The 17,424-nt window shown below is 65.1% G+C and carries 18 protein-coding genes; 15 read left to right on the top strand and 3 right to left on the bottom strand.

Annotated features, from left to right (window positions below; all coding sequences use genetic code 11):
* Positions 1-3: 3 nt before the first annotated feature.
* From leuD to QFZ36_RS04235, 5 genes are all read left to right on the top strand, one after another.
* Positions 4-606 carry a 3-isopropylmalate dehydratase small subunit gene (leuD, locus tag QFZ36_RS04255; RefSeq protein ID WP_306634192.1) on the top strand — a complete coding sequence of 201 codons (603 nt, stop codon included), beginning with the start codon at positions 4-6 and terminating at the stop codon, positions 604-606.
* 149 nt (positions 607-755) lie between these two features.
* On the top strand, positions 756-2,081 hold the full coding sequence (gene murA / locus QFZ36_RS04250) for a UDP-N-acetylglucosamine 1-carboxyvinyltransferase (protein WP_306634190.1): 1,326 nt from the start codon (positions 756-758) through the stop codon (positions 2,079-2,081).
* Between the two features lie 10 nt (positions 2,082-2,091).
* Positions 2,092-2,865: a lysophospholipid acyltransferase family protein gene (locus QFZ36_RS04245; RefSeq protein ID WP_306634188.1), complete on the top strand. Its 774-nt coding sequence runs from the start codon at positions 2,092-2,094 to the stop codon at positions 2,863-2,865.
* A complete protein-coding gene (locus QFZ36_RS04240; protein ID WP_373427014.1) occupies positions 2,855-3,907 on the top strand; it encodes an NAD(P)H-dependent glycerol-3-phosphate dehydrogenase in 1,053 nt (350 codons plus the stop codon). The genes QFZ36_RS04245 and QFZ36_RS04240 overlap by 11 nt, the downstream gene beginning before the upstream one ends.
* A 2-nt stretch (positions 3,908-3,909) precedes the next feature.
* A complete protein-coding gene (locus QFZ36_RS04235; RefSeq protein ID WP_306634186.1) occupies positions 3,910-5,058 on the top strand; it encodes a D-alanine--D-alanine ligase family protein in 1,149 nt (382 codons plus the stop codon).
* Position 5,059: 1 nt separating this feature from the next.
* On the opposite strand, the gene QFZ36_RS04230 is transcribed toward QFZ36_RS04235, so the two are convergent.
* Entirely contained in the window at positions 5,060-5,563 is a 504-nt protein-coding gene (locus tag QFZ36_RS04230; RefSeq protein ID WP_306634185.1) for a DUF3515 domain-containing protein, read from the bottom strand.
* 688 nt (positions 5,564-6,251) lie between these two features.
* On the opposite strand from QFZ36_RS04230, the gene QFZ36_RS04225 reads away from it, so the two are divergent.
* Genes QFZ36_RS04225 through rsmD form a run of 5 tightly spaced genes read left to right on the top strand, consistent with a single transcriptional unit; the run spans position 6,252 to position 12,113 of the window.
* The gene (locus QFZ36_RS04225; RefSeq protein ID WP_306634183.1) at positions 6,252-7,049 is read left to right on the top strand and encodes a hypothetical protein; all 798 of its coding nucleotides are present in this window, start codon (positions 6,252-6,254) and stop codon (positions 7,047-7,049) included.
* A gap of 46 nt (positions 7,050-7,095) precedes the next feature.
* Positions 7,096-8,142 carry a thiamine-phosphate kinase gene (gene thiL / locus QFZ36_RS04220; protein WP_306634181.1) on the top strand — a complete coding sequence of 349 codons (1,047 nt, stop codon included), beginning with the start codon at positions 7,096-7,098 and terminating at the stop codon, positions 8,140-8,142.
* Between the two features lie 22 nt (positions 8,143-8,164).
* Positions 8,165-9,151: a DAK2 domain-containing protein gene (locus tag QFZ36_RS04215; RefSeq protein WP_306634180.1), complete on the top strand. Its 987-nt coding sequence runs from the start codon at positions 8,165-8,167 to the stop codon at positions 9,149-9,151.
* Positions 9,141-11,405: an ATP-dependent DNA helicase RecG gene (locus tag QFZ36_RS04210; protein ID WP_306634178.1), complete on the top strand. Its 2,265-nt coding sequence runs from the start codon at positions 9,141-9,143 to the stop codon at positions 11,403-11,405. Before QFZ36_RS04215 ends, QFZ36_RS04210 begins: the two co-directional genes overlap by 11 nt.
* Before the next feature lie 45 nt (positions 11,406-11,450).
* Entirely contained in the window at positions 11,451-12,113 is a 663-nt protein-coding gene (rsmD, locus tag QFZ36_RS04205) for a 16S rRNA (guanine(966)-N(2))-methyltransferase RsmD (protein WP_306634176.1), read from the top strand.
* Between the two features lie 24 nt (positions 12,114-12,137).
* Here the strand turns inward: rsmD and QFZ36_RS04200 are convergent, their stop codons facing one another.
* Together QFZ36_RS04200 and QFZ36_RS04195 are read right to left on the bottom strand one after the other, a co-directional pair.
* Entirely contained in the window at positions 12,138-12,926 is a 789-nt protein-coding gene (locus QFZ36_RS04200) for a spermidine synthase (protein ID WP_306634174.1), read from the bottom strand.
* A complete protein-coding gene (locus tag QFZ36_RS04195) occupies positions 12,926-14,155 on the bottom strand; it encodes an aminotransferase class I/II-fold pyridoxal phosphate-dependent enzyme (RefSeq protein ID WP_306634172.1) in 1,230 nt (409 codons plus the stop codon). Before QFZ36_RS04195 ends, QFZ36_RS04200 begins: the two co-directional genes overlap by 1 nt.
* 43 nt (positions 14,156-14,198) lie before the next feature.
* On the opposite strand from QFZ36_RS04195, the gene coaD reads away from it, so the two are divergent.
* The 5 genes from coaD to mutM all read left to right on the top strand — a co-directional run bounded on the left by coaD (position 14,199) and on the right by mutM (position 17,329).
* Positions 14,199-14,699 carry a pantetheine-phosphate adenylyltransferase gene (gene coaD, locus QFZ36_RS04190; RefSeq protein WP_306634170.1) on the top strand — a complete coding sequence of 167 codons (501 nt, stop codon included), beginning with the start codon at positions 14,199-14,201 and terminating at the stop codon, positions 14,697-14,699.
* Positions 14,700-14,822: 123 nt separating this feature from the next.
* Positions 14,823-15,347 (top strand): YceD family protein, encoded by a 525-nt coding sequence (locus QFZ36_RS04185; protein WP_306639087.1) that lies wholly within the window; start codon positions 14,823-14,825, stop codon positions 15,345-15,347.
* A gap of 36 nt (positions 15,348-15,383) precedes the next feature.
* The gene (gene rpmF, locus QFZ36_RS04180) at positions 15,384-15,587 is read left to right on the top strand and encodes a 50S ribosomal protein L32 (RefSeq protein WP_009356569.1); all 204 of its coding nucleotides are present in this window, start codon (positions 15,384-15,386) and stop codon (positions 15,585-15,587) included.
* 21 nt (positions 15,588-15,608) lie between these two features.
* Positions 15,609-16,352, top strand: coding sequence for a ribonuclease III (gene rnc / locus QFZ36_RS04175; RefSeq protein ID WP_306634168.1), 744 nt, complete (start codon positions 15,609-15,611; stop codon positions 16,350-16,352).
* A 5-nt stretch (positions 16,353-16,357) separates the two neighbouring features.
* Positions 16,358-17,329, top strand: coding sequence for a bifunctional DNA-formamidopyrimidine glycosylase/DNA-(apurinic or apyrimidinic site) lyase (gene mutM, locus QFZ36_RS04170; RefSeq protein WP_306634166.1), 972 nt, complete (start codon positions 16,358-16,360; stop codon positions 17,327-17,329).
* Positions 17,330-17,424 lie beyond the last annotated feature (95 nt).

Genomic DNA, 17,424 nt, shown 5'->3' with positions numbered 1-17,424 from the left:
GCCATGGAAAAGTTCACTACCCACACCGGAACCGGCGTCCCGCTGCGCCAGAGCAACGTGGACACGGACCAGATCATCCCCGCTGTCTACCTCAAGCGCATCACCCGCACCGGCTTCGAGGACGCCCTGTTTTCGGCCTGGCGCAAGGACCCCTCCTTCATCCTGAACCAGGAACCGTTCAACACCGGTTCCGTCCTGGTGGCGGGCCCTGACTTCGGCACCGGCTCCTCTCGTGAACATGCAGTGTGGGCCCTGAAGGACTACGGCTTCAAAGCTGTGCTCTCGTCCCGGTTCGCCGACATTTTCCGCGGCAACTCCGGCAAGCAGGGCCTGCTGGCCGCGGAGGTGGCACAGGACGACATCGAACTGATCTGGAAAGAGCTCGAAAACGCTCCCGGCACCCAGGTCACCGTGGACCTCGTGTCCAAGACGGTGGTGTGCGGCAACATCGTGGCGCCGTTCAATATCGACGAATACACCCGCTGGCGCCTCCTCGAAGGCCTGGACGATATCGGGCTGACCCTCCAGCACGAGGCGGACATCACTGCCTTCGAGGCCACGCGCCCTGCCTTCCTGCCGAAAACCCTGCCGGCACGCCTTTCCTGAGGGGGCGGAAGTACCTCTGAGGGCGCGACGGCGGTCCGCCACGCCCTGCCGCCGTCGCCCGCGTATTTCGGTTCGGTAACGCGACCTCCTATGCTTGGTTGGAGCCTTTGCAAGGTTTTGGGGGCTAGTTATGGTGAGGAAACCGGTATATGAGTAGTGTTCTGACAATCCGCGGCGGCGTCCCGCTGACAGGCCGCGTTACCGTCCGTGGAGCGAAAAACCTCGTTCCCAAGGCGATGGTGGCAGCGTTGCTGGGCAACGAACCGTCCGTGTTGCGGAACGTGCCGGAGATCAAGGACGTTGAGGTAGTCACCTCTCTCCTGCAGCTCCACGGCGTGACAGTCGTGAAGGACCCCGTCAACGGGGACCTCACGTTGGACCCGAAAGCCGCCAAGACGGCGCCCAGCACTGCGATTGACGCCCACGCCGGCGACTCCCGGATTCCCATCCTGCTCTGCGGGCCACTTATCCACGCCATCGGCGAAGCATTCATTCCGGACCTCGGCGGCTGCAAGATCGGCGACCGCCCCATCGACTACCACCTTGATGTGCTGCGCCAGTTCGGCGCCGTGGTGGAGAAGCGGCCCGGCGGCATCCATATTTCCGCTCCCAAGGGCCTGCACGGCGCGAAGATTTCCCTGCCCTACCCGTCCGTCGGCGCCACGGAGCAGGTGCTCCTTAGCGCCACCCGGGCCGATGGCATCACGGAACTTTCCGGGGCTGCAACCGAGCCGGAGATCATCGACCTGATCGCCGTGCTGCAGAAGATGGGCGCCATTATCAGCGTCCAGACGGACCGCACCATCCGCATCGAAGGCGTCCGCGACCTTGGCGGCTACAACCACCGCGCGCTCTCGGACCGCAACGAATCGGCGTCGTGGGCTTCTGCCGCACTGGTCACCAAGGGCGACATCTACGTTGAAGGCGCCTCCCAGCGGGACATGATGACGTTCCTGAATACCTACCGCAAGGTGGGCGGCGGCATGGACATCGGCGAGGACGGTATCCGCTTCTACCACCGCGGCGGGAAGCTCAACCCCCTGGTCCTGGAAACGGATGTGCACCCCGGTTTCATGACTGACTGGCAGCAGCCGCTGGTGGTGGCGCTGACCCAGGCCGAAGGTGTCTCGATCGTCCATGAGACCGTGTACGAAAACCGCTTTGGCTTCACCGACGCACTGATCCGCATGGGCGCCAGCATCCAGGTGCACCGTGAATGCCTGGGCAGCGTGCCGTGCCGGTTCGGCCAGCGGAACTTCCTGCACTCCGCAGTGATCTCCGGCCCTACCCAGCTCAAGGGAACCGACATCGACGTGCCGGACCTCCGCGGCGGTTTCAGCCACCTGATTGCGGCCCTCGCTGCTACGGGAACCTCCCGGGTTACGGGAATCGACATCATCAACCGGGGCTACGAGCGCTTCACCGAAAAGCTGGCCGGACTGGGCGCCGACTTCGACATCACCCCCACGAAGTAGCGGTACCAACGTGAAGGAATCGGCCAAGAGCAGGGCCACGTTCATGTTCATCGCCGGCGTTGTCCGCCCCTTGATGACCGTCATGATGAGCAAAAAGTGGGAGGGGACGGAGAAGCTTCCCGCCGGCGGGTTTATTGCCGCCCCCAACCACTGCACCGAAATTGATCCGCTCGTGGTGGGCCACATGCTGTACAACCAGAAGCGTGCCCCGCACTTCCTGGCGAAGGCCGGCCTGTTCAAGGTGCCCGCCCTGGGCTGGCTGCTGCACGCCACCAAGCAGGTTCCGGTGGAGCGTTCGACGGCGGGAGCGAACCGCTCGCTGCAGGTCGCCCAGGAGATTGTTGCCGAGGGCGGCGCCATCATCATCTATCCGGAGGGCACGCTGACGCGCGACCCTGACCTATGGCCCATGAAAGGCCACACCGGCGCGGCGCGCCTGGCCCTTGAGGGCGGCATTCCCGTGGTTCCGATCGCGCATTGGGGCGCGCACGAGGTCTTCCCGCGTTACGGTAAGCGGTTCCACATCTTCCCGCGCAAGCAGTCCCGGGTAGTGGTGGGCGATCCTGTAGACCTCAGCGCTTTCTCCGGCCGTCCCCTGGACAAGGCCACGCTCACCGGGGCCACCGACGCCATCATGGACGCCATCACCAGCCTCCTCTCGGAGCTCAGGGGAGAGCAGCCCCCGGCGGTGCGTTGGGATCCGGCCAAGCAGCAGCAGTCAAAGCACGGGCGCTTCGTGGACCGCGGGCAGCAGACCGGCGAACGGACGCCCGGTGATTCCTGAGGGGGACCGCGGCGGGTCCGCCCGTTCCGTTGCCGTGCTCGGTGCCGGCTCCTGGGGAACCACGTTTGCGAAGATTCTGGCGGATGCCGCCACCGCGGCCGGTGAGCCGCGTGCCATCCGGCTGTGGGGCCGCCGCAGTGAGGTGGTGGAGGAAATCAACACCGTCCACCGCAACAGCCAATACCTGAAGGACATCGCCCTCCCGGAGAGCATTACGGCCTCCACCGAGGTCCGTGATGTGCTGGACGGGGCGGACCTGGTGGTCCTGGCGGTGCCGGCGCAGTCCCTGCGTCCGCAGCTGCGCGGATGGACGGACATGATTGCCCCCGGTGCCATGGTGGTCTCACTGATGAAGGGCCTGGAACTGGGCACGGACGCCAGGATGAGTGAAGTCATCAGCGAGGAACTGGGCGTTCCCACCGAGCGCATCGCGGTCGTTTCCGGTCCCAACCTGGCCATGGAGATCGCCCGTGAGGAGCCCACGGCATCCGTGGTTGCCTGCACTGACTCCGCTGCTGCCGGCTGGATTGCGCGCAGCTGCACTGCACCTTACTTCCGGCCCTACACCACGGCGGACGTTGTTGGGGTGGAAATCGGCGGCATCGTCAAGAACGTCATCGCGCTGGCAGTGGGTATTTGCGAGGGCCGGCAAATGGGGGACAACACCAAGGCATCAGTTATCACCCGCGGCCTCGCGGAGACCTCCCGCCTGGCGCTGGCCCTGGGTGGCGAAGCGAAAACCATGGCCGGCCTGGCGGGGCTTGGCGACCTGGTGGCCACCTGCTCCTCACCTCTCTCAAGGAACCACACGGCCGGACGGCTGCTCGGCCAGGGCCTGACGCTGGACGAAGTGGGCCAAAAAATGACCCAAACGGCCGAAGGCATTAAGTCCGGCCAGGCCGTGCACGAACTCGCAGCAAAGCTCGGTGTCGAAATGCCGATCACGGCCGCCGTCGTCGCCGTGCTGGCAGGCAAGCTGTCCGTTGACCAACTGGGGCCTGTCCTGCTGGCCCGGGAACTGAAACCTGAAGGCGATTACTGACCATGTCCCACGACGAACTGACCGCAGCAGAGCCGGCCGGCGGGGCAAAGCCCCGGGTGGCAGTACTTTTCGGCGGACGCTCGAGCGAGCATGCCGTGAGCTGCGTTACCGCTGCCGGCGTCCTTGGTGCCATCAACAAAGACAAGTATGAGGTGATCCCCATCGGGATCGCCAAGACGGGGCAGTGGGTCCTTGCTGCCGGCGACACCGCACAGTGGTCCCTCGCCGCTTCCTCGCTTCCGGAGGTGGCCCCGTCGGAGAAAACAGTGACGCTCGCCCAGATCGGCGGCGAACACCAGCTGATCGTGGCTTCCCCGAACGAGGTTCCGCAGGAGCTTGGAGCCGTGGACGTGGTGTTCCCGCTGCTGCACGGCCCGTTCGGTGAGGATGGCACCATCCAGGGGCTCCTGGAACTCTCGGACACCAGGTACGTCGGAGCCGGCGTCCTGGCCTCCGCTGTGGGCATGGACAAGCACTTCATGAAAGTGGTTTTCGAAGCGGCCGGCCTCCAGGTGGGCCCCTATATCTCGGTGACTGACAGGCAGTGGCGCAAAGATGCGGAGTCCGTGCGGAAACAGGTGGACCGGCTCGGTTTCCCCGTCTTCGTCAAGCCGGCGAGGGCAGGCTCTTCCATGGGTATTTCCAAGGTGGACTCGCTGGACGGGCTGGATGCTGCCATCGAGGAAGCACGGCGGCATGACCTTAAACTCGTCATCGAAGCGGGAATTGTTGGCCGTGAGATTGAATGCGCAGTGCTGGAAGGCAGGGGCGCCGATGCTCCCCGCACCTCCATGCCCGGCGAGATCTCCGTGGCCGGCGGCACCCACGAGTTCTACGACTTCAACGCGAAGTACGTGGAGGACGGTGCCGCAGCGCTCAGCTGCCCCGCAGAGCTGCCCAAGGAAGCCATCGCCAGGGTGCGTGAACTTTCGGCTGCCGCTTTTGACGCCGTGGGTGCCGAGGGATTGAGCCGGGTGGATTTCTTCTACACACCGGACGGCCAGTTGATCATCAATGAGATCAACACCATGCCGGGCTTCACCCCCAAGAGCATGTACCCGCAGATGTGGGCTGCCTCCGGCCTGGGCTACGCTGACCTGATCGACGAACTCATCTACCTGGCCTTGAACCGGAAGACGGGCCTGCGCTGACCTACTGGCTCTGCGGCAGGTTCTGCAGTTCTTCCTGGCCCACGCAGTTCCGGCCGGCCGGGACCTCCGCTGCGGCAGCGGCTAGGTCGGCAAGAACCGTGGCGGAACTGATCTTGTCCGGGTCCATCAGGATCTCCGTGGCGGGCTCCCGGCCATAGGTGGTGAGCGTCCATACGGGGTCGCCTTCCTTGATGACCCAGTCGATCCCGTTGACGGTAACGCAGCGGTCGGTAGTAGGTCCCGGCACGTTTACGCCGCAGCGCAGGACCACCAATGAGGGATCGCCCCAGGCGGCAGTGGCCTGGCTGTTCGTCTTGCGCAGCGCAGAGTCCCCAATGGCCTCGGGGAGCGCCACCATCATAGGAGCACACGCCGGGTTCGCCGCATCCTTGGCAGCCGGCACGTCCACCACCGGCGCGCAGGCGGCCAGCGGGAGGGCTGCAAAAGCCCCGATCAATACCGTCCTGGCAGCGCGGGCGGTCAGGGAAGTATGGGGGCGGTGCATCCCTCCATCATCCCGGCTGGGAAGCGGCAAGACCAATCGCCGCGCGATTGTCGGCGACTCCTGCCGTGCCTGCGCCCGTCTTCGATGCCGCCGAGCCCCCTATAAGGTGGTTTTACCATGAAAAAGACTGCGATTGCCGAGTTGTCCCGCCGGGAGTCAATGGAAAACGAGGCGTCGTTCCCTGCCCGCCGGCGAGGCGTTAGTGCAGCAGGCTGGCTGCTTGCAGTCGTTGGCCTTAGCTTCCTGGCCTGGTTCCGCCTGCCCGAAGTCACTCGAGGCACCGTTTGGGCTGAAGATGCTGTGGTCTTCCTGGCCGACGCCATGTCATCCGGGCCCTGGCAAAGCATCGTGACTCCCTATGCAGGCTATTTGCACACCGTTCCACGCCTCGTAGCGGCCATCGCCTACTCCGTAGGTCCCATTGAGGCCTACGCCACGATGATGTCCTTCACAAGCTGCATGGTGGTTGCAGCCATCTCTGTCGGTTCCTATGTCCTGTCCGGCCAGCTCTTCCAGCACCGCAGCTACCGTCTGATGGTGGCGATGATACCGGTGCTTGTGCCTGTTGGGCCTTTGGAAGTGCTGGGCAAACGCCGCCAACCTCCACTGGTACATGCTCTGGTTTTGCCCATGGCTCCTCATCTATCGTCCGCGGACGTGGTATTCAGGCCTTGCCGTCTTCGCCGCGATGCTGGCCGCCGCAACCACCGAGATTCTTGTCGCTTTCTTTCTCCCCCTGGCTATCTGGTCCGCTTTTTGGAAGAGGAACTACTGGGCGCCCGCCGCATTGGTCCTCGGGAGCGGCCTCCAGCTCGTAGCAACCATCGTCGCGCCGCGGTATTCGGCTGCACCACGAGTCGACGCAACCGAGCCGTTGTCCATCCTGTACGGCTTTTTGCTCCAGGCGGTGGGGTCCATGTGGGTGACTGATGCGCATACAATGGCGCTCAACGTTGCGACCTTTGGCGGCTACGCCGTTGCTGTTCCCTGCGCCGTCATCGTCGGCCTGCTTGCTTACATCCTTGTGTTCGGCCACCCCCGCTGGAGGGCCGTGGCACTGTATGCATTTGCGGCAGCCGCCGCCTGTTGGACGGCAGCAACCGTCCTGAACCCCTCACCCGAGTTCGACTTTCCCAATTTCACACGGGAAGAGTGGCTGACCGTCTTCACCTTCTTCCGTTATGCAGCGGCCCCGTCAATGTTTCTGCTGGTCCTGATACCGGCGGCATGTGCCGTGGCCGAGGACAGAAAGCTGATTGCCGCCAGCAGGAGCAGGTACTGGGCCCCTGCCCTCATGGTTGTTTTTCTTTCGATCCACTTCTTTCAGGCCACCACTACACGTCAGACGGGACCAGAATGGGCTGCCGCTGTGCAGGTCGCTGCGACCCGGTGTGACGCTGATTCGGCACTGCCGGAAGTATCCATTCCTGTGACCCCAGAGGGATGGCGGGTAGCCGTCAACTGCACCATGTTGCGCGGGCGCTGAACGTCCACGCGGACACGATGTCGGCCGGGCGCGGTAGCGTAGTGGCGTGCCCGAAGACCTCCGCAACCGCGTTGACCGCCAGCCTATTGTCGCCGGCCTTTCCGAAGCCGAATTGCTGGCGCGGATATTTCCCCGCCTTTCCATGGAAGGGTCCCACTCCCAAGCCACGCTGCTGGGGCCGGGGGACGACGCCGCCGTTGTGGCGGCGCCGGACGGGAAGACCGTCATCAGCATCGACACGCAGGTCCAGGACCAGGATTTCCGCCTGGAATGGCCGAACGGCTACCGGACCACCGGGTTCGACGTCGGATGGAAGGCCGCGGCGCAGAATCTCAGCGATATCAATGCCATGGGGGCCACCGCCACGTCCCTCGTCGTGAGCCTCACCCTTCCACCCGGGACACCGGTCAGCTGGGTGGAAGACCTGGCGGACGGTCTGACGGCCGGGATCCGGGAACTCGGAGCCGGCAGATGTTCCGTGGCGGGAGGAGACCTTGGCCGCGGCCGGGAAATTTCGGTCACCGTTGCCGTACTCGGCACCCTGGACGGCGGCCACGCCGTGCTGCGGTCCGGGGCGAAGCCGGGGGATGTCCTGGCGCTGGCCGGTACGGCCGGACATGCTGCTGCCGGCCTGGCCCTTCTGGAGTCCACCGTAAACGTCAATGCTCTGGGTGAAACTGAGCGCGCCTTCCTGGACCTGCAGTGCAGGCCGCGGCCACCGCTGGATGCCGGCCCCGCAGCCAGGGCGGCCGGTGCCACGGCCATGCTGGACATCTCGGACGGACTGCTGCGCGACGGGTTACGGCTGGCAACAGCCAGCAGCATGGCAATCGACCTGGACCCGGCGCAAGTCCAGGTGCTGGGGGAAGTGTTGCGGCCCGCCTCGGCGCTGCTGGGAACGGACCCCGCGGCATGGGTGCTCAACGGCGGGGAGGACCACGGCCTGCTGGCCACATTCCCTGCCGATGTTCAGCTGCCTCCCGGATTCGCTGCGATAGGCTCAGTACAAGCACTGGGAAGCAACGAAAGCCCGAGCGTCAAGATCGCGGGCCGGCCCGCGGACGCCGGAGGATGGGATCACTTTGCACACTAAGGTTGCCGCCAACGCGCAAGCGATGAAGAGGTGGTTGGGCAAGGCTGAGACCGTCATTGGGAACCACAGTGACCGCCTGAACGCCATCAATATCTTCCCGGTGGCAGACGGGGACACAGGTACCAACCTGTACCTGACCGTGCGCGCGGCCGCCCGGTCTGCTGCTGCGGCTGAAGACCAGCCCGCCCAGCTGGATGTCGGCGTCGTCCTGGCCGCCGCCGGCCAGGCCGCGATGGAGGAGGCCCGCGGAAACTCGGGGACCCTTCTCTCGGTGTTCCTGTGTGCCGCGGCTGAACCCCTGGCGGGCCACACCCGGCTGACGTCCACCCTGCTCGCCGCAGCGCTTAACCGGGCCCAGATCCGGGCATGGTCAGCCCTCAGCGACCCCGTTCCGGGAACCATGCTTTCAGTCATGGAGGCCGCAGCCCGGGCTGCGGCCTCGGTGGACGCCGGGCAAAACGGTGACGACAGCAACCACGCCCTGGGCCTGGCCCTGGATGCCGCAGTTGAAGGTGCCCTGGCTGCCGTGATCCGCACCGAGGACCAGCTGGACGCCCTGACCTCGGCACGGGTAGTGGACGCCGGCGGAGTGGGAATGCTCCTGATCCTGGATTGCCTGCGTTCCGCCGTCCTGGGACAGGAGCTCCAAAGCGAGCTGCTCGACGGCCTGCACGGCTATGACGTATCCGATCCGCACATCCACACTGCCCTGCCCGACGATGACGGCGTCGAAGTCATGTGCACCATCAACCTTTCACCCCTCAACGCAGCCACCCTCCGGCAGCAGCTCGACGAAATCGGCGAGTCCGTGATCATGAGCCAGGTAGGCGGCAACGAAGACGCTGAGGGGAACTACCGCTGGCGGGTCCATGTGCACGTTCCGCAACCCGAACCGGCTGTGAGCATCATCCGGGGCCTGGGGGAGCCTTCCCAACTCAGTATCAGCGAACTCGCATTGCCCCGCGAACCCCACACCGATGCAGTGAACTCCAGTGGGCATGACCGCTGAACTGGACCTCGCGCTGGAACGGCGGCTCGGAAAGCGTTCCGCGACCGTCATTGAGAAGCATCTTGGCATCACCACGGTGGACGGGCTGCTGAACTACTTCCCGCGCCGCTACATGGACCGCGGGGAGCTGACACCCATCGGCGAGCTCCCCCTCGACGAGGAAGTCACGCTCATCGCCAGGGTGCTGTCCAGCAGTACCCGGAACATGCAGGCGCGGCGCGGAACCATCACCGACGTCATAGTGTCCGACGACGACGGGCGGCAAGGACTTCGGCTGGTCGGCGGGACGGACTACCGCGGCAAAGCGCCCGGCACCCTCAAAATCACATTCTTCAACGGGTACAAAGCAAAAACCGACCTCCTGCCGGGACGCCGGGCCCTGTTCTCCGGAAAAGTGACCAGGTTCAAGGGACAACTCGGCCTCACCAACCCGGATTTCCAGCTCCTGGATGATGACCCATTCAGCGAGGGCAGCCAAGACCCGGAAAAACTCGCCGCCATGCCTATCCCGGTGTATCCGGCCACGTCCAAACTGCCCAGCTGGAAAATCCAGAAGGCTGTCCAGACGCTGCTGGAGACGCTGGACCTGGACGCCTTGCCCGATCCGGTCCCGCCCGCCGTCGTGAGCCGCGAAAAATTCCTGCCGCTGGCCCGGGCCTACCGCCTCATCCACGAGCCCGAATCCGCTGACGACTGGCGGCGGGCGCGGGACCGGCTCCGGTACCACGAAGCGCTGGTGTTGCAGTCCGCCCTGGCGCGCCGGCGGGCGCAGTTGGCCGCGGAGGAAGCCACGGCCCGGCGCCAGGTTCCTGACGGGCTTCTCGCCGCCTTTGACGCGAACCTCCCCTTCACCCTCACGGCGGGGCAGGCGGCCATCGGGAAGACCCTGGCGGCCGAACTTGCCCGCGACTCGCCGATGAACCGGCTGCTGCAGGGCGAAGTGGGGTCGGGCAAGACCATCGTGGCGCTGCGGGCCATGCTGCAGGTGGTGGACGCCGGGGGACAGGCCGCACTGCTGGCGCCCACCGAAGTCCTCGCCGCCCAGCACCATGAGTCGATCCGCCGTTCCCTGGGAGCGCTCTCCAAAGATGGCCTGCTGGGCGGGCTGGACGCTGCCGCGGTCCAGGTCACGCTGCTCACCGGTTCCATGCCCACCGCCGCACGGAAGCAGGCCATGCTCGATGCCGCGTCCGGGACTGCGGGCATCATCATCGGCACCCACGCCCTGCTCAGCGGCAACGTCACCTTTTACGATCTTGGCCTGATCGTGGTGGACGAGCAGCACCGCTTCGGCGTGGAACAGCGGGATGCCCTTCGCGCCAAGGCGCGGAAGCCGCCCCACCTGCTCGTCATGACCGCCACGCCCATCCCGCGTACTGTTGCCATGACCGTGTTCGGGGACCTTGAGACGTCGGTGCTGGACGAACTGCCCGCAGGCAGGGCCCCTATCAGCACCCACCTGGTTGGCCTTGCCGAAAACCCTGCCTGGGCCGGGCGCATCTGGTCCCGTTCCCGCGAGGAAATCGATAACGGGCACCAGGTGTATGTTGTCTGCCCCAAGATCGGTACGGACGACGACGGCGACTTCAGCCCGGGGGAAGCGGACCTGGCGGAGGGCGTTGAGGGGGAAAACGGACGGGAACTCGCGTCGGTGACCGCCGTCGTCGAACAACTCCTGGCCGAGCCGGCACTTTCCGGTGTTCCCCTGGCGCCGCTTCACGGGCGGCAGCCTCCGGACACGAAAGCCGCCGCCATGGCCGGCTTTGTGGATAACCAGGTCAAGCTGCTTGTCTCCACCACCGTCATTGAGGTGGGCGTTGATGTCCCCAACGCCACCCTGATGGTCATCCTCGACGCCGACAGGTTCGGCATCTCGCAGCTGCACCAGCTGCGCGGCCGGGTGGGCAGGGGCGGGCTACCCGGAACCTGCCTCCTGGTCACCGCCCTGGAGCCTGGCCACCCCAGCAGGAAGCGCCTGGAAGCAGTGGCCGCCACCACGGACGGTTTCGAGCTTTCCCAGGAGGACCTCAAGCTGCGCCGCGAGGGCGACATCCTGGGTGCCTCCCAGTCCGGCGGCCGCTCCACGCTCAGGCTGCTGCGTGTGCTTGAGCATGAAGCCGTCATCAGCCGGGCCAGGGAGGACGCCCAGCAGATCGTGTCACATGATCCGTCGCTGGCTGCACACCAGGAACTGGCCGAAGCAATCGACAAGTACCTCAACCCCGAAAAGGAGGCGTTCCTTGAACGCGGTTAGCACGGTGGGACCCGCAAGGCACGGCGGCGGAAATACAGGTGGCCAGTGAGCCGGATCATCTCAGGAGCAGCGGGTGGCACGCCCCTGCAGGCGGTCCCGGGCTCCCTGACCAGGCCCACTACGGACCGGGTCAAGGAAGCGCTTTTCTCCAGGCTTGATGCCTTTGACGTCATCAGTGGTGCCAGGGTGCTGGACCTCTATGCCGGCTCAGGATCCCTGGGCGTGGAGAGCGGCAGCAGGGGCGCCCAAACTGTAGACTTGGTGGAGTCCGATGCGAAGGCGAGTGCTGTTTGCCAGCGCAACGCGGACCTCATCAACGGGGTCCTGGGCCGCAAAGCGGTGACGGTGCACCGGTCCAAGGTGGAACCGTTCCTGGAGCGCGCCACTGCCGCCGCCGCATGGGATCTTGTGTTCCTGGACCCGCCGTATCCGCTGGAGGAGGTCGCGTTGGCCGCTGTGCTCGAAAAGCTGGCCGCCCACCTGGCGCCGGCGGCAGTGGTGGTGGTGGAGAGGTCCTCCCGTTCGCCGGAACCGGCGTGGCCGGGCGGGCTGGCGCGGTTCGCAGAGAAAAAGTACGGCGAAACCCGGCTGTGGTTTGCGGAGCCCTTTGTGCCGGACGCCATCGACGCGGACGCCCTTGAGGCGGAAGGCGTGGATGCGGACACGGCTGACCCGGATCCGGTTGAGGCGGACGGCAGCGGCAGTTAGGCAACCCGCCCGGTCCGGCCGTGTTCAGACCGCGAGGGCGTCCAGGTCCACTCCTGCCAGGACCCTGGCCGGATGCGGTCCCCGCGCGGCCAATTCCGCGGACCAGCCGGCCGGCCAGGCTGTTTGGGTGCCGGCCAAAATGATGTTCCCGGGGTAGCGGCCCTCGAACATGCCTGCTTCAGCAAAAGCGGCAACGTCACCCATGGCGCGCCGCATTGCGCCCACCTGGCTCCGGACCAGGGTGAGGCCCGGCTCGTCTCCGACGTTGACGATCAGGATTCCTTGCGGGGCAAGCCAGTTCCGCAGCTCGCTGTAAAACTCGGTGCAGGCAAGGTGGGCCGGCGCTTCGGGGCCGGAGAAGATGTCGAGGATCACCACGTCAAAGCGGAGGCGCGGATCAAGGTCAGCCAGGGCATCCCGGGCATCTCCGATGATGGAGTGCAGCTTGGTCCCCTCGGGGAGGGGCAGCTGCCGGAGGACGAAATCGAGCAGCTCACGTTCCAGCTCCACCGCGTACTGGGTTGATCCCGGCCTGGTCGCCTGGATGTAGCGCGCCAATGTCAGGGCCCCCGCTCCCAGATGCAGCGCGGTGACCGGCGCTCCTGCGGGGGCGGAAAGGTCCACCAGATGCCCGATCCGCCGCAGGTACTCGTAGAAGATCTCCTCCGGCCGCGCCAGGTTCACGTGCGACTGTTCCGCCCCGCCGATGCTGAGCACGTAGCTGCCCTCGGTGAAAGTGTCCGGCTCGATGGATGCGTGCTGTCCGGTGGTGCGAAGGAACCGTGCCGCTCCCGGCCCGCTGCCTGCCTGCATCAAACCAGCCCGCCAAGGGTGGCGAGCCGGGCGGCAGCCTCCTCGAGGACCTCTGTCTTTTTGCAGAATGCGAAGCGGAGCAGGCTGCGTGTCCTCTCCGCGCCTTCCGGATGGCAGAAAACCGGGACCGGAATGGCGGCGACGCCCACCAGGCCCGGAAGCCTGCGGGCCAGGTCCACGGAATCATGGATTCCCAGCGGCGCGGTGTCGACGTTCACGAAGTATGTACCCTGCGGCGTGTAGACGTCGAAGCCCGCGGCCCGCAGCCCGTCGCTGAGGATGTCCCGCTTGCGCTTCAGGGTGGCGGCAACGCCATCGTAGAAGGCGTCCGGCAAACCGAGCCCGGCGGCAATGGCGGACTGGAACGGGGTGCCCGAACTGTAGGTGAGGAACTGTTTGACGGTGCGCACGGCGGACACAAGTTCCTCCGGGCCTGTGACCCAGCCGATTTTCCAGCCCGTCAGGGAAAACGTCTTGCCGGCAGAGGAGATGGTGATGGTACGGTCGCCGGCTCCGGGCAGGGACGCCACCGGCACGTGGCGGGCGCCAAAAGTGAGGTGTTCGTAGACTTCGTCCGTGATGATCAGGCAGTCATGCTTCCTGGCCAGGTCAACGACGCGTTGCAGGACGCTCTGCGGAAATACTGCACCCGTGGGGTTATGCGGGTTGTTCAGCAGCACCGCTCTGGTCCGCCCGGTGAAGGCTGCTTCCAGGGCGGCCAGGTCCGGCATAAAATCCGGGGCCAGCAGCGGGGCCGTTACGTGGGTGGCGCCGGTGAGTCCGATCACCGCGCCGTAGGAATCGTAGAACGGTTCGAACGTCAGGACTTCGTCCCCTGGACCGGCGAAGGCCAGCAGTGCGGCGGCGATGCCCTCGGTGGCACCGGTGGTAATGATGACCTCGGTCTGCGGGTCAGGGGAGAGGCCGTAAAACCTTTCCTGGTGGGCGGCCACTGCCTGGCGCAGTTCCAGGATTCCCTTGCCGGGTGCGTACTGGTTCACGCCGGCGGCGATGGCGGCGCGCGCAGCTTCCCTGATTTCCAGCGGTCCGTCCTCATCCGGAAAACCTTGGCCCAGGTTGATGGCACCGGTCTGCGCAGCGAGGGTGGTCATCTCCTCGAAGATGGTGACGCCGAGCCCGCCGTCCGGCCCGAGGAGATTGGCTCCTAGTGCCGTCCGTTGCCAGGGGGCAGGGGCCAGGGGGGTGGAAAGTTCCCGTCGAGGATGCATCCAGTCATGGTATCCCGGCCTTTTCATGGGGTAGGTTCGGAGCATGAGACGAGCTGTCTGCCCCGGATCCTTTGACCCCATCCACAATGGCCATCTCGAGGTTATTGCACGGGCTGCCAGTTTGTTTGATGAAGTCATCGTTGCGGTGTCCAACAACCCGGCCAAGAAGTACAGGTTCACGCTGGGAGAGCGGCTGGACATGGCCCGCGAAACGCTGGCGTCGCTGAAGGGCATTGTGGTGGAACCGGTGGGCGATGGGCTCCTCGCGGAGTATTGCCGGCAGCGGGGTGTGTCAGCCATCGTTAAGGGCCTTAGATCCTCTTCCGACTTCGACTACGAGCTGCCCATGGCCACCATGAACCGCCAGTTGAGCGGTGTGGAAACAGTCTTCCTGCCGGCAGAAGCCCACTACATCCACCTGTCCTCCACCTTGATCAAGGAAGTCGCGGGCCTGGGCGGCAGCGTCTCCGACTACGTCCCCAGGTCAGTGCACCGCAGGATGGTGGCGGGCGGGTCGTCGGTCGATGACCAGCCAAGAGGGTAGGCTGGTCAGGTACTTCGGCGGTCCCCGCTGGTCGGTTTGAGTCCCCGCGGCTCTTCAGGCTAAGATGGTACGTCGGTCATATGTTCAACAGGAGTTCTCATTAAAAGAGATGCTGGTTCGCCCCTGGCGTTCGACGTCAAGGACCTCGGACGCAGTCCGGGAAGCATGCGGACACTGAAGGAACATGTACCCGCACCGGGTGATCTTGGTGTGGCGCTCATTGGTGTTCAGGAAGGCTCGGATGTCGAGCTGGATCTGAGGTTTGAGGCCGTACACGAAGGAATTCTGGTATCTGGAACCGCGCTTGCCGAAGTAACTGGTGAATGCGGCCGATGCCTGGATCCCCTTGCGTATGACCTTGAGGTCAATGTGCAAGAACTTTTCTTCTATGAAGGCGTACAGCTTTCGGACGAAGAAGATGATGAAGAGCAACGTCGAGTCGAGCGCGATGTAATCGATCTTGAACCGGTGTTGCGGGACGCGGTTGTCACCAATCTGCCGTTCCAGCCGGTGTGCCGGGAAGACTGCCAGGGCCTTTGCTCCGAATGCGGAGTTCGCCTGGAAGACGAGCCGGGGCACCACCACGAGGTCTTGGACCCTCGCTGGGCTGCCCTAGCTGATATGGCTAAGCCTGACCGGCAAAATTGATTTGTACGTGTTTGTCTAGAGAGAAATGAGTTAGCCGTGGCTGTTCCCAAGCGGAAAATGTCTCGCTCGAATACCCGCGCCCGCCGCTCGCAGTGGAAGGCGACCGCCCCCCACCTGGTGAAGACCGTGGAGAACGGCCAGGTTACTTACAGCCTGCCGCACCAGGCCAAGGTTGTCACCGACTCGGCCGGTACTGCGCTGTTCCTTGAGTACAAGGGCCGCAAGGTCGCGGACGTCTAATCGGCCACTCAGGCTGACATGATGTCTTCAACTGAAGAGCTTCTGAAGCGTCTCGGTGTCTCTATTGACGCCGGGACGCTTCGTCTTGCGCTCACACACCGTTCCTACGCCTACGAAAACGGCGGCATCCCCACCAACGAGCGGCTCGAATTCCTGGGTGACTCCATCCTGGGGTTCTCCGTAACGGACGCCCTGTACCGGGACAACCCGGACCTTCCCGAAGGCGATCTTGCCAAGCGCCGGTCGGCTGTAGTCAGCACCCGGGCCCTTGCCGGCATCGGGCGTAGCCTGGGCATTGGCGAATTCATCTACCTCGGGCAGGGCGAAAAGCTCACTGAGGGAAAAAACAAGGCGTCGATCCTTGCAGACACCATGGAGGCCTTGATCGGTGCCACCTACGTGTCCAACGATATTGAGACGGCCCGCCAGCTCGTGATGCGGCTGATCGGGCCCCTGCTGAAGGACGCGGCTGCCCTGGGCGCCGGGACCGACTGGAAAACCAGCATCCAGGAACTTGCGGCCAGCCGCCAGCTCGGAACCATCCACTATGCGGTGGAGGGTTCCGGCCCGGACCACGCACGGGTTTTTACAGCAGTCCTGCACATCGGCGGCACGGCCTACGGCAGTGGTACCGGCCACTCGAAAAAGGAAGCGGAGCAGGAAGCTGCCGCTGATGCGTGGCGCGCCCTTTCCGGCACTGCCGCGTCAAAGGCTCCCGCTTCCGCCACCGGCGGCAAGTCAGCCGGCTCCATCGCCGCCAAGTAGGCGTTGTGCCCGAACTTCCCGAAGTTGAGGTGGTCCGCCGCGGCCTGGTGAGCTGGGTCCGCGGCCGGACCATCGAGGGCGTGGACGTCCTTGACGAACGATCAATCCGCCGCCATGCGCTGGGTGCCGGGGATTTCGTCGGGAACCTCGAGGGGGCCACCGTCGCCGACGTCGTGCGGCGGGGCAAGTTCCTCTGGATGCCGCTGCTGGACGCCCCCGCCGGCACCCTGGATCCAAGCCCTTCCGTCGTCGGCCGTCCCGCCGTGGCACTGATGGCCCATCTCGGGATGAGCGGCCAACTGCTTCTGCAGGACGGAAGCGTTCCGGACGAGAAGCACCTCAAAGTGCGGTTCCGTTTGAGTTCCAGCGACGGCATGCCCGAACAATTGCGGTTCGTGGACCAGCGGATCTTCGGCGGATTGTTCGTCACCTCGCTGGTACCAACGGACGACGGCGGCCCTGGCGGACTCGCCGAATCGCCCCTCCCGCTGATAGCAGAGGAAGCATCGCACATCGCACGGGATCCTCTGGACCCGGCCTTCTCGTTTGACCTTTTCTACCGCCGCCTCCGCAAGCGCAAAACCGGACTCAAACGGGCGTTGCTGGACCAAGGGCTGGTATCCGGCATCGGCAACATCTACGCCGACGAAGCACTGTGGCGTGCGCGCCTGCACTTTGCCCGGCCCACGGACACCCTCCGCCGGGCCGAAGCGGAAAGGGTGCTGGGCAGCGCACGTGACGTGATGCTCGATGCGCTGGCCGCCGGCGGAACCAGCTTCGACTCGCTGTATGTGAACGTCAATGGCGCTTCCGGGTACTTCGACCGGTCCCTCAACGCCTATGGCCGGGAGGGACAGCCGTGCAAGCGGTGCGCCGCTGCGGGAATCCATGCAGTGATTCGCCGCGACCAGTTCATGAACCGTTCCTCACACACCTGTCCGGTCTGCCAGCCCCGCCCCCGGAACGGCCGCTGGTAGTCCGCCTGCTGCTAAATCCCGGGCATTCCACCACGACGCAGTAGATTTGGTGCAGCGAAGCATGTGCCACACGCCAGCCAGGAGATCCGAAACGC

The sequence above is a fragment of the Pseudarthrobacter siccitolerans genome, assembly GCF_030823375.1.
Taxonomy (GTDB): Bacteria; Actinomycetota; Actinomycetes; order Actinomycetales; family Micrococcaceae; genus Arthrobacter; species Arthrobacter siccitolerans_A.
The sequence above is the reverse complement of the archived record's forward strand: the minus strand, read 5'-3'. Positions and strand labels throughout refer to the sequence as shown.